The organism is Hyphomicrobium sp. CS1GBMeth3, assembly GCF_900117455.1.
Classification (GTDB): domain Bacteria; phylum Pseudomonadota; class Alphaproteobacteria; order Rhizobiales; family Hyphomicrobiaceae; genus Hyphomicrobium_C.
Genome location: NZ_FPHO01000003.1, coordinates 570,996 through 583,279 on the forward strand (window position 1 = coordinate 570,996; position 12,284 = coordinate 583,279).

The 12,284-nt window shown below is 62.9% G+C and carries 11 protein-coding genes; 8 read left to right on the top strand and 3 right to left on the bottom strand.

Annotation, left to right across the window (positions count from 1 at the left end):
* From argJ to CS1GBM3_RS09960, 3 genes are all read right to left on the bottom strand, one after another.
* The gene (gene argJ, locus CS1GBM3_RS09950) at nt 1–1,248 is read right to left on the bottom strand and encodes a bifunctional glutamate N-acetyltransferase/amino-acid acetyltransferase ArgJ (protein ID WP_072395034.1); all 1,248 of its coding nucleotides are present in this window, start codon (nt 1,246–1,248) and stop codon (nt 1–3) included.
* An 89-nt stretch (nt 1,249–1,337) separates the two neighbouring features.
* Nucleotides 1,338–1,670: a DMT family transporter gene (locus CS1GBM3_RS09955; RefSeq protein ID WP_072395036.1), complete on the bottom strand. Its 333-nt coding sequence runs from the start codon at nt 1,668–1,670 to the stop codon at nt 1,338–1,340.
* Nucleotides 1,671–1,735: 65 nt separating this feature from the next.
* Nucleotides 1,736–2,695, bottom strand: a complete 960-nt coding sequence (locus tag CS1GBM3_RS09960; RefSeq protein WP_072395038.1) for a peptidylprolyl isomerase — start codon at nt 2,693–2,695, stop codon at nt 1,736–1,738.
* A gap of 433 nt (nt 2,696–3,128) precedes the next feature.
* On the opposite strand from CS1GBM3_RS09960, the gene secA reads away from it, so the two are divergent.
* The 8 genes from secA to CS1GBM3_RS10000 all read left to right on the top strand — a co-directional run bounded on the left by secA (nt 3,129) and on the right by CS1GBM3_RS10000 (nt 12,284).
* Nucleotides 3,129–6,092: a preprotein translocase subunit SecA gene (gene secA / locus CS1GBM3_RS09965; RefSeq protein ID WP_072395040.1), complete on the top strand. Its 2,964-nt coding sequence runs from the start codon at nt 3,129–3,131 to the stop codon at nt 6,090–6,092.
* A gap of 477 nt (nt 6,093–6,569) precedes the next feature.
* The gene (locus tag CS1GBM3_RS09970; protein WP_072395042.1) at nt 6,570–6,761 is read left to right on the top strand and encodes a Flp family type IVb pilin; all 192 of its coding nucleotides are present in this window, start codon (nt 6,570–6,572) and stop codon (nt 6,759–6,761) included.
* A 98-nt stretch (nt 6,762–6,859) separates the two neighbouring features.
* Nucleotides 6,860–7,027, top strand: a complete 168-nt coding sequence (locus CS1GBM3_RS09975; RefSeq protein WP_072395044.1) for a Flp family type IVb pilin — start codon at nt 6,860–6,862, stop codon at nt 7,025–7,027.
* Nucleotides 7,028–7,134: 107 nt separating this feature from the next.
* The gene (locus CS1GBM3_RS09980) at nt 7,135–7,641 is read left to right on the top strand and encodes an A24 family peptidase (protein ID WP_072395046.1); all 507 of its coding nucleotides are present in this window, start codon (nt 7,135–7,137) and stop codon (nt 7,639–7,641) included.
* 109 nt (nt 7,642–7,750) lie between these two features.
* Nucleotides 7,751–8,551: a Flp pilus assembly protein CpaB gene (cpaB, locus tag CS1GBM3_RS09985; RefSeq protein WP_072395048.1), complete on the top strand. Its 801-nt coding sequence runs from the start codon at nt 7,751–7,753 to the stop codon at nt 8,549–8,551.
* Nucleotides 8,552–8,591: 40 nt separating this feature from the next.
* Entirely contained in the window at nt 8,592–10,205 is a 1,614-nt protein-coding gene (locus CS1GBM3_RS09990) for a type II and III secretion system protein family protein (protein ID WP_072395050.1), read from the top strand.
* A gap of 20 nt (nt 10,206–10,225) precedes the next feature.
* Nucleotides 10,226–10,963: a CpaD family pilus assembly protein gene (locus CS1GBM3_RS09995; RefSeq protein WP_072395053.1), complete on the top strand. Its 738-nt coding sequence runs from the start codon at nt 10,226–10,228 to the stop codon at nt 10,961–10,963.
* 13 nt (nt 10,964–10,976) lie between these two features.
* A complete protein-coding gene (locus CS1GBM3_RS10000; protein ID WP_072395055.1) occupies nt 10,977–12,284 on the top strand; it encodes an AAA family ATPase in 1,308 nt (435 codons plus the stop codon).

Below are 12,284 nucleotides of genomic sequence, written 5' to 3' on the forward strand. Positions count from 1 at the left end.
CTAGCTCCGGTAATCCGCATTGATCGTCACGTAGTCGTGCGTGAGATCGCAGGTCCAGACATGTGCCGCGCCGTCTCCGACGCCAACATCCACGCGGATCACGATCTCGCGGCCCTTCATATAGGCGGCGACCGTCGCCTCGTCATACTCCTGGGCTCGCTCCCCGTCGCGCGCCACGCAGTGCTCGCCGAACCAGATCGCGAGCTTGTCGCGATCTGCCGCCTCGCCGGCCTTGCCGACCGCCATGACGACGCGCCCCCAATTCGGATCCTCGCCCGCAATCGCCGTCTTGAGGATCGGCGAATTGGCACACGAGAGCGCGATGATGCGCGCCGCCTCGTGAGTTTCCGCACCCTGCACGACGAAAGTGACGAATTTCGAGAGCCCCTCGCCATCTTTCGCCACCTGGATAGCCAGATCCTGCATCAGATCGTGCAGCGCAGCAGAGAATGCCTTGAGCTTCTTGGAGCCCGTTTTCGTCACAGGCTCCTGGCCGCGCGCACGCGCGGCCCCTGTTGCGAACAGAAGACACGTGTCGCTGGTCGAGGTGTCGCCGTCCACGGTCATGGCATTGAAGGTGGTCTCGACATGCTCCGCGAGCAGCGCCTGCAGCGGCGCCGCGGCGATCGCCGCATCGGTGAAGATGAAGCACAACATCGTCGCCATATCGGGCGCGATCATGCCGGCACCCTTGCAGAAGCCGTTGATCGTCACCTCGACGTCGCCGATCAGCGCGCGCCGCGTCGCGAGCTTCGGATACGTGTCCGTCGTCATGATCGCGCGCGCCGCCGCCTCGAAGGCGTCCGATTCGGCGCGCTTGACGAGACCCTCGATCAGGTGCGCGAAGCGCCCGGCGTCGAGCGGCTCGCCGATCACGCCCGTGGACGCGACGAAAACCTCATGACGCTCACAATCCGCAGCTGCCGCCCCGGCATCGACGGTGATATCGACCGCCTCGCGGCCCTTCTTCCCCGTAAAGGCATTGGCGTTACCGGAATTGACGATCAAGAGCCGCGCCTCGCCCTTCTTGAGGTGCTTTCGGCAGGCGAGCACCGGCGCTGAAGCCGTCTTGGACTGCGTCAGCACGCCGGCAACGGTCGTACCCTCGTCCACGACCCCGACCAGAAGATCCGTACGGCCCTTGTAGCGGATGCCGGCCTCGGCGGTGGCAAAACGCACCCCGTCGAGCGGCGCGAGCTGCGCCAGCTCCTCGGGCACGAACGGCGAGCGGAACGTGACCTTGCCCATATTACAAAGCTCCAAGGAAAGCGGACGGAGGCTCAACCCCTACACAAGGAACCGGACTTTGGCCCGGCCGGCAGACGCACGAGATCGCGTCAGGCGCCGGACGTACGCGAGAGAAGCTGCAGAACGAAGACACCGGCAATGATCAGCCCAATTCCGACCACAGCGGCCGGATCGAGCCGCTGTCCGTAAATCAGCCAGCCTGCGATCGAGATAAGAACGATGCCGATGCCCGACCAGAGGGCATAGGCCACGCCCATCGGGATGGCGCGAAGCGCAAGCGAGAGAAAATAGAACGCGGCGCCATACCCGATCACGACCACGATCGAAGGCAGCAGATTGCGGAAACCGTCCGATGCCTTGAGCGCCGACGTCGCGGCAACTTCACATAGGATGGCGATGAGCAAGGCAAGCTGGCTGGACATACGGGTTCCCCGGTGGCGATCGTCCGCCACATAGCAGCCCGCAGCGCGGCAAGCCAGCGGAGAGGTTATTCCGCTTTCTTGTCTGCCTCGCCCGCCGGCTTCCCGGCGTCGCCACCCTTCTGCTCCATCTGCTTGATCTGCTCTTCGAACTGCTGCTCCTGCAGCTTCTTGCGCGCGGCTGCCATAGCAGTCTCCTTGCGCACCTCTTCGCGGATCTCGGCATCCACGTACTCGATGTTCGCCTTGCCGCGCAGATCCTGGGCCACCTGCTGGCCCTTCTGCTGTACCATGCTGTCGAGGATCTGGTCCTTCACCTGCTCATAGGTCGGCAGCGGCTTCTCGCGCCGGTCCTCGACCTTAATGATGTGCCAGCCGAACTTGCTCTGGACCGGCTTCGAGACCTCGCCCTTCTTCAGCGCAAAAGCGGCCGCCTCGAACTCCTTCACCATCTGGCCCTTGCCGAAGTAGCCGAGCTTACCCCCGTTGGCCTTGGATCCGGGATCGCTCGAATATTCCTCGGCGAGCTTTGCAAAGTCCTCACCCTTCTCGACTTTGCCGAGCACCTCTTTGGCCTTGTCCTCGCTGTCGACGAGGATATGGCTGGCCTCGACCTCGTCCTCGCGCGGGATCATTTTGACCTTGTCGTCATAGATGCCGCGCACCACGCCTTCGCTGATGCCACCCCGCACAGACGCCTCATAAAAGGCGTCGCGCTTGGCCCGCATGTTCCAATAGGCAAGGCGCTTCTCGAATTCCGGCCCGCTGGTCAGCTTCTGCCCATCCGCCGCATCGGCGAAGAGGCGCATCTCGATCATGAATTCGAGAAGCAGGCGCTTGCGCTTGTCCTCGGGGATGCTGTGGAGCTCGGATCCCACCTCGGCTTCCGCCATCTCAAGGTCGGATTCCTTGATCTCGACACCATTGAGCTTGGCCACGACGGCATCATCGGCAAACGCGGGACCGCTCAAGAGCGCCGCTCCGGCGAGTGCGAACGCGGTAAGGCGGGCGGCTGTAACTCGTTTCACGGGGGTGTCTCCTTGGGGTTCTGGCGCCGAGGCACGAAGCTATGCGCTGATTTCAACGCGCGGGGCGAAGGTAAGTGCCGCGTAAGGCGCGTGTAAGGTTCAAGAATTGGGGGCATCCATAGACGAGGCGGCGCCCCCCTGCCAAGTAAACAATTGCAAATGCTTGCCCCGCTTTTTTCAAGAAGCTGGCTTAACAAAGGCGAAAAAACTCCCGAGAGGGATTGCCCGTCCGCGCGTTGACAATTATGGGCGGCGATCCTTATGTCTGCCCCCATATGGCCGATCGGCCGGACTGGCGCTCCCGCGGCTCCCCAGTTCTTGGTGTGTGACCGCCGGACGCGACCTGGAGAGCGAGCACGACCCTTTGTGCGTGATCGACGCCCAGTTGCCCCGCGCATCTCCGCCAAGTCCATGATTTGAGGAATGAAACTTGATGCTCTCCCTTGGCTCCTTCGGCACGCTCGCCTCGAAGATTTTCGGCTCGTCCAACGAGCGGCGCGTGAAGAGCTATCGCTCTCGCGTTGAGGCCATCAACGCTCTCGAACCCGAGATCGAAAAGCTCACCGACGACGAGCTCAGAGCCCGCACCGAGATGTTCCGCAAGCAGTTCCGCGCCGGAGCCTCTCTGAACGATCTCCTTGTGCCGGCCTTCGCGACCGTTCGCGAAGCCGCCAAGCGCACGCTCGGCCAACGCCATTTCGACGTGCAGCTGATCGGCGGCATGGTGCTGCACGAGGGCGCCATTGCCGAGATGAAGACGGGTGAAGGCAAAACACTCGTCGCGACCCTCGCTGTCTATCTCAACGCCATTGCGGACGAAGGCGTGCACGTCGTCACCGTCAACGACTACCTCGCCAAGCGCGACGCCGAGTGGATGGGACAGATCTACCGCTTCCTCGGCCTGACCGTCGGCAACATCGTGCACGGCCTCGACGACGACCAGCGCAAAGAGGCATACGCCGCCGACGTCACCTACGCCACCAACAACGAACTGGGCTTCGATTACCTGCGTGACAACATGAAGTTGCGCAAGGACGAAATGGTCCAGCGCGGCCACGCCTTCGCCATCGTCGACGAGGTGGACAGCATTCTGATCGATGAGGCGCGCACGCCGCTGATCATCTCCGGTCCGCTCGAGGATCGCGCCGACCTCTACGTCGCCGTCGACAAGCTGATCCCCAAGCTCACGACAGAAGACTACGAGCTCGACGAGAAGCAGCGCCAGGTCACGCTCAACGAGGCCGGCAACGAGCGCATGGAAGGCCTGTTGGCTGAGGCAGGCTTGCTCAAGGGCTCGCTGTACGACATCGAGAACGTCACGTTCGTCCACCACGTCAATCAGGCGCTGAAAGCTCACAAGCTGTTCCAGCGCGACAAGGATTACATCGTCAAAGGTGGCGAGGTCGTCATCATCGACGAGTTCACCGGCCGCATGATGCCGGGCCGCCGCTATTCCGAAGGTCTGCACCAGGCACTCGAAGCCAAGGAAAACGTCGAGATCCAGCCCGAGAACCAGACCCTGGCCTCGATCACCTTCCAGAACTACTTCCGCCTCTACAAGAAGCTTGCCGGCATGACCGGCACGGCTCTGACGGAAGCCTCCGAGTTCATGGACATCTACGGCCTCGACGTCGTCGAGATCCCGACCAATCTCACCATCTCGCGCATCGACGAGGACGACGAGATTTACCGCACACAGAAGGAGAAGCTGGCGGCCATCGTCACCACGATCGCCGACTGCTCCCGGCGCGGCCAGCCGATCCTCGTCGGCACCACCTCGATCGAGAAGTCGGAGCAGCTCTCTGAGCTGCTCAAGGATCGCAAGTACATAGAAAACCTTGGCAAATCACTACTCGCTCAGGCTGAGAAGATGAAGGCAGCCAAGGACGGCAAGACGACGGCCGAGGGCGATCTCAAGACCTATTTCAACGACATCGGCGCCTATCTGATCGAGATCGGCTCGGCGAAGGGCAAGAACGATCCCCTTCCGCACCAGGTGCTGAACGCGCGCTACCACGAGCAGGAGGCCGGCATCATCGCCCAGGCCGGCAAGCCGAGCGCCGTCACCATCGCGACCAACATGGCCGGCCGCGGCACCGACATTCAGCTCGGCGGCAACGTCGAGTATCAGCTGCGCGACTGGGTCGCCGAGGAGGTAGCCGCCAGCCGCACGCCGACCGAGGACGACATTGCCAAGAAGCGCACCGAGGTCCAGGAGGCCGTGAACGAGCAGAAGAAGACCGCGCTCGATGCGGGCGGTCTCTACGTCGTCGGCACGGAGCGCCACGAGAGCCGGCGCATCGACAATCAGCTGCGCGGCCGTTCAGGCCGTCAGGGCGACCCCGGCCGCTCCAAGTTCTATCTCGCGCTCGACGACGACCTGATGCGCATCTTCGGCTCCGACCGCATGGAGAGCGTGTTGAAGACGCTCGGCCTGCAGGAGGGCGAGGCGATCACCCATCCGTGGATGAACAAGAGCCTCGAGATGGCCCAGAAGAAGGTCGAGGCGCGCAACTTCGACATCCGCAAGCAGATCCTGAAATACGACGATGTGATGAACGACCAGCGCAAGGTCATCTTCGACCAGCGCAAGGACATCATGGCAGAGGACGACGTCTCGGAGACCGTGGCCGAGCTGCGCCATCAGGTCGTCCAGGATCTCGTCTCGCGCTTTATCCCCGAGCGCGCCTACGCCGAACAGTGGGACATGGCCGGGCTCAAGGAGGCGGTGCAGGCCATCTTCGGTCTCGACCTTCCGCTTGAGGATTGGGCTGCCGAGGAAGGCATCGCGGACGAAGAGATCCTCGAGCGTCTGAAGACGGCCGTCGACGAGAAGGCCGCCAAGAAGGCCGCCGAGATCGGCCCGGACACCTATCGCCAAATCGAGAAGATGGTGCTGCTGCAAACGCTGGATCATCTCTGGCGCGAGCACCTCGTGACGCTCGAGCACCTGCGCCAGGTGATCGGCTTCCGCGCCTATGGCCAGCGCGATCCGCTCAACGAGTACAAGAGCGAGGCGTTCGTTCTGTTCGAGAGCATGCTGGCGCGCCTGCGCGAGGCAACCACGGGGCAGCTGATGCACGTCGAGCTCGCGCCGCCTGGCCAGGAGCCGCCCGAGCTCGAGGAGCCGGAGCTGCCCGAGATGTTCGCCCATCACCTCGATCCCCAGACCGGCCGCGACGAGTTCAACGAGGAGCTGGCCCTGGTCGATGCCGCCATCGCCGCGCGCGGCCGTGGCAGCCAGGCCCCGGAGAAACGCGCACCGCTCCAGACTCGTAGAGCGGCAGCAGCCTTCGACCCGAGCGATCCGGCCACCTGGGGCAAGATCTCGCGCAACGCGCCCTGCCCGTGTGGTTCGGGCAAGAAGTACAAGCACTGCCACGGCAAGTACGAGTAGCGCGCGTATCTCGGAAACGGTTCAACCTGGGCCCGTCGACCACAAGGTCGGCGGGCCTAAATTTTTCGGACCGTACCTAGGTAGACCTTCCAGATAAGAGAGAAATAGTCGCGACGATCAAAAGATCCTACGACCCGACGGGCGTCGAAGAACGTCATTATTGCTCGTCCGCGACAGCCGACATCGCACAGCATGAACGCAAATAAATACCATATTAGATTACGAATAGATCAGGAATAATGCCTCTCACACACGGATGACGAAGAAAAATACTAGAAATATTAGATACTATACTGCATAGATCCAAGAAATATCAAAATTTATTCATAAAATAAACGCATGATAGACGATTTATCCTGCGAGGAATTGCATATTTTACTTCGAATTAATTCCGCGGGCGTAGATTGTCTGCTGGTTCAGACGCGATGGCACGTCCCCGCGCGGAACTAGGCAAGTCAATTGGGAGCAACTTAAATCATGACGAACATTCTCTCGCGCTTTGTGAAGGACGAGTCGGGCGCCACGGCAATCGAGTACGGCCTGATCGCCGCCATCGTCGGCGTCGGCATCATCGCTGGCCTTTCCACCCTCCAGGAGGCCCTTAACGACATCTTCACGGACGTCGGCGGAAAGCTCGACAATCCGACCGCTGGCGGCGGCGAAGGCTAATCGCGCGGCCATACCGGGCCAATGGTTAGGAAGGCCATCTGGATCCGCCAGATGGCCTTCATCGCAACGAAGGCACACACGCAACGGGACACCGTGTAATGACATCTCTAATTCAGCGCTTCTTGGCTGATGAAACGGGCGGCACGGCCATCGAGTACGGGCTTATCGCTGCGCTCGTGGGGATGGGTATCGTGGTTGGCTTGAGCAACGTCACGGCAGGCCTCACCGAGCTCTTCGACACTGTCAAAGAGCAAATTCCCGACTGAGCAACCGCTAACGCACCCTTCACTTAAATATTCGACGTTCGATTACTGACCCTCAACCGGCGAGTTTGAGCGAAAATGAAAGCCGAACGGCCGTCTTCCGAAGGTGCATGTTCGTGATTGCATCGACAATTCTCATGGCCTTCGCGGCCGTCATGGCCTTCGCGGCCGCCATGGACCTGCTGACCATGACCATCCCGAACCGGGTCACGCTGGGCCTCATGCTGGCATTCTTCGCGGCGGCCCCGCTGATGGGCCTCGGAGCATCCGACATTATGATGCATATCGCAGCCGGCGCCGTGGTGCTCGCGGCCGGCATCGCATTGTTTGCCGTCGGAGGCTTCGGCGGCGGCGATGCAAAGCTGCTGGCGGTTGGCGCTCTCTGGATCGGCTTCGACCAGCTGCTGGCGTTCCTGACGCTGACTGCCGTCTGCGGCGGCCTTCTCGCCTTAGCCATCCTGTACTACAGGAAGCTTCCCGTCCTCGGCATCCGCGCTCCCGACTGGGCCATGCGCCTGCACCGCCAGGGCGGCGGCATTCCCTACGGCATCGCTATCGCCGCGGCCGCTCTCTTCGTCTTTCCGATCACGCCCTGGGTTGTCGCGTCCGTCGGCTAAGCGCCCCAAATCGGAACAGAAATTAACGGCGCATTGACGTTTGTCCTTCAATCTTTCGCCCTGAGCAAAAGGTTCGGCCAGAAAATGGCCGTATGGGACAACGTGTGCGATGAAACGGCCTCAGCTTTTCGGATTAGCCATAGCGCTGACGGCCGGCGCACTCGCTTTCGTCATGGTGCGCGGCATGGTCAACAAGCCGCCCGTAGAACGGACAGTCCAGGTCAAGGTCGCGTCGAGCGAAGTGCTTGTCGCCCGCAGCGACATCGGCCTCGGCCACATTACGACTGACAGCACCTTTCAGTGGCAGCCGTGGCCGAAAGAGGCCGTGACGGCAGGTTACATCACGCGGTCTTCAGCACCCAACGCCATCGCCGATCTCGCGGGCTCGATCGCCCGCGCGCCCGTCATGAAGGGCGAGCCGATCACGCACCAGAAGCTGGTCAAGGCCGGCCAGGGCGGCGTTCTGGCGGCGATCCTGCCAGTCGGCATGCGTGCCATCTCGACTCGCATCAAGGAAGAGACAGCCGTCGGCAACTTGATCCTGCCGAACGACCGCGTCGACGTCATCCTGATCCGCCGCGTGCGTAACCGCAGCGGCCAGGAGGATTACGTGAGCGATCTCCTCTTCGGCAACGTGCGCGTTCTCGCCATCGGCCAGGAGATCGAGATCAAGGAAGGCAAGAAAACCGCCGGCAGCGCCAGCACCGCGACCCTCGAGTTGACCGCGCGCCAGGCCGAGCTTCTCGCGCTGTCGAATTCAATGGGTGAGATTTCGCTGTCGCTGCGCTCGATCGCCGATCTCGACGTCAATCAAGGCCCGACGGAAGGCGCGGACCCGTCCACCAAGGAAAGCACGGCGATTCGCGTACTGCGGTATGGCACCGCCTCGCGCGCCTACAGCGTCAACTGAGCAGTTCTCGAGTTTGGTCCGTCGGAAGGCCCGATAACGAATGCGCAAGACCTCTACCTCGCTCCTGCTCTCTCTGTGCGGGGCCATCGTTGCCGGGCTGGTCATGGCCACTGCCGCCGGCGCGAACGGCGATGGCGCATCCCTCATGCGCATCAGCGCTGAAGGCGCGGATGGACCGCAAACCCGCTCCGTCGCGCTCGGCGCCGGCAAGTCGATGCTGGTCGAGTTCGACTTCGAGCTGCGCGACGTGCTGGTCTCCGATCCGCAGAGCGTCGACGCTGTTGTGCAGACCTCGAACCGCGTGTTCCTGATTGCCAAAAAACCGGGCCAGACTAACGCCTTCTTCTTCGACGCGCGCGGCCGCCAGATCCTGACACTCGACATCACGGTCGGCGCCGATGTCGGCGGGCTCGAGACGCTGCTCGCGCGCTTGATCCCCGGCTCGAACATCCGTGTCGAAATGGCCGGAAAGTCGATCGTGCTGATCGGCTCGGTGCGCACACCCATCGACTCGAACCGCGCCACCGACATCGCGCGCGCCTTCGCCGCCTCCAATCCCGACGCGTTTGGCATTGGCCAATCGGCCAGCGCTTCCGCCGGCGGCACCATGATCATCAACGCCAGCGACGCCATGTCTGCGGGCAAAGGCTCCGACGACAAGGCCAAGTCGGTCATCAACATGCTCGGCGTCGAGGGCGAGGAGCAGGTCATGCTCCGCGTCGTGGTGGCCGAGGTACAGCGTGAGTTGCTGAAGCAGTTCGGCGTCAACCTCGCGGCCGACATCAACGCCGGCAACTTCACTTGGAGCCTGCTGACGGCCAACGCCTTGCCGCTGACGACGGCAGCCGGCCTCGGATCGCTGCCCGTACCCGGGATCGACATGGACGGCACCGGTCCCTGCGCCGGCGTCTCTTGCTTCTATAACAGCGGCCCGTCCGGAACCTTCGGCAACTCTGGCACTGTGACCGGGTGGAGCAACGGCGACTACCGCATCGGCAAGGCACTGCGTGCGCTCGAGCGCGACGGTCTCGTGCGCACACTGGCCGAGCCCAACCTGACGGCGATCTCCGGCGAGCCTGCGAAATTCCTGGCTGGCGGCGAGTATCCGATCCCAGTCAAGGACTCCAACGGCCAGACGTCCGTCACCTTCAAGGAGTTCGGCGTCGGCGTTTCTTTCACGCCGGTCGTGCTGTCGGAGGGCCGCATCAGCCTCAAGATCGAAAGCGAGGTGAGCGAGCTTTCGAGCGCCGGCGCGGTCGTCATCGACTCGACGCAGATCCCGGCCCTGAAGAAGCGCCAGGCCAACTCCACCGTAGAGTTGCCGTCCGGCGGCTCCATCGCCCTTGCCGGCCTGATCTCAGACGACGTGCGCCAGAACATCGACGGATTCCCCGGCCTCAAGGATGTGCCCGTCCTCGGCACCCTGTTCCGCAGCCGCGACTTCATCAAGCGCGAGACGGAGCTGGTCGTGATCGTCACACCCTATCTCGTGAAGCCCGTGGCGCTTAAGCAGCTCGCGCGTCCGCTCGATGGCCTCGCCGAAGCGACCGACCGCAAGGCGAACTTCATGGGCCACCTCAATCGCATTTACGGCACCGAGACCGTCGCCCCGATCGGCGACCTCAAGGGCGATTACGGTTTCATCGTCGAATAGGGCTGGCTGGAGACGCAACGATGAAATATGAAATTGCTTCCCGGCCGGCTTCGAATGCCCAACGCACGCGGCGCGCAGCGCCGATCGCGCTTGCGCTGCTTGCCGCCGCAGCCGCGGCCGGCTGCAGGAACGATCCGACCGCACCGCAGGTGGCCGGCTGGTCCATGATCGATCCGTCGCAACGTCACCCGATCATCGTCTCGCAGCAGCCGCAGACGATGCAGATCCGCATTCCGGCGGGCTCGCGCGGCCTGAGCCCGCGTCAGCGCGCCGACGTGCTCGAGTTCGCCGATCGCTCCCGCGCAGTCGATGCGGGCAACAGCCGCCTCGTGATCCAGGCGCCCGGCGGCGGCGCCAACGAAATCGCAGCCATGAACGCCGTCGGCGAGATCCGCCAGATCCTGGGCGACATGGGCTTTGCCGACTCCTCGATCGCAGTCGAGGCCTACCACACCGATGGCCATTCGGATGCGCCCGTTCGCGTCACCTATCTGCGCTACGTCGCCGAGGCGCCCGTCTGCGGCTACTGGCCGACCAACCTCGCCAACCAACGCGACAACACCAACTACCCGAATTTCGGGTGCGCCAACCAGCACAACCTCGCCGTCTCCGTCGCCAACCCCGCCGACCTGATCGGCCCGCGCACGGAAAGCGACCGCCCGAGCGAACGCCGCGACGTCGTCTGGGACCACTACCGCAACGGCAAATCCACGGGGTCGGAGAAGAGCGAAGACGAGAAGGTCAGGATTGCCAAGTGACGGTGGAACACTGATGTCGAAAGCGCTGCAGAGACCCGGATCCGACCCGTTCGAGGCACCGTCTCCCTATGCTCTCGGCGACGACACCATTCCCACGTCGGCGTTGAGCGACCGCGCGCGCCCGCTGCCGCGCATCTCGATTCAGGCCTTTTGCCAGACGTCGGACATCGCCGAGATCATCCAGGCCGCATCCGAGGATCGTCGCCTGAACAAGGCGCACGTGACGATCCAGATGGGCGGCACCGCCGCTGCTATTGCGCATTACGAGGAAAGCCCGACACCGAACCTGATCATCCTCGAGTCGCAGTCTCCGCAAGCCGAGCTTCTGGCCGAGCTCGAGGAGCTGGCGCAGAGCTGCGATCCGGGCACAAAGGTCGTGATTATCGGCCGCGCCAACGACGTCGTTCTCTACCGCGAGCTCATCAAACGCGGCATCTCGGAATACCTCGTCACGCCCGTCACGTCGTTCGAGCTGCTCGAGTGCCTCTCCAGCCTTTACAACAACCCGGCCTCCGATCCCGTCGGCCAGGTGTTCGCGTTCGTCGGCGCCAAAGGCGGCGTCGGCTCGTCGACACTTTGCCATAACGTGTCTTGGACGCTCTCGGAGGTGCTGGCGAACGACATCGTCATCGCCGACATGGACCTGCCGTTCGGCACCACCGGCCTCGATTTCAACCAGGACCCGGTCCAGGGCATCGCCGACGCGCTGCAGAACCCGGATCGCCTGGATGAGGTGCTGCTCGATCGCCTACTCACCACCTGCTCAAAGCATCTCTCGATCTTTGCCGCGCCCGTGGTTCTGGACCGCGATTACGAGATAACTCCGGAAGCCTGCGAGACGGTCGTGGACGTCGTGCGCCAGAACGTGCCGTTCGTCGCGGTGGACCTGCCTCACGTCTGGGCGCCGTGGACCAGGAGCCTCCTGCTGCAGGCCGACGAGATCGTCCTCACCGCGATTCCGGACCTCGCCAATCTGCGCAACGCCAAGAACATCGTCGATCTCTTGCGGCAGGCGCGCAAGAACGATGCTCCGCCGCACCTCGTGCTCAACATGGCCAACATGCAGAAGCGGCCCGAGATCACGCCGAAGGAGTTCGAGACCGCGCTCGGCCTCAAGACGCTCGCCATCATCGATTTCGACTGTGAGAGCTTCGGCCAGGCGGCCAACAACGGACAGATGATCGAGGAATTCAATCCGAAGGCGAAGTCGGTGCAGGCTTTCCGGGACATCGCGCTCGCCCTCGCGCACCGTAAGGAAGTGAAGGCCGAGAAGCGCTCGCCCTTCGCACCGATCCTTGAAAAGCTCATGCTCAAACGCTGA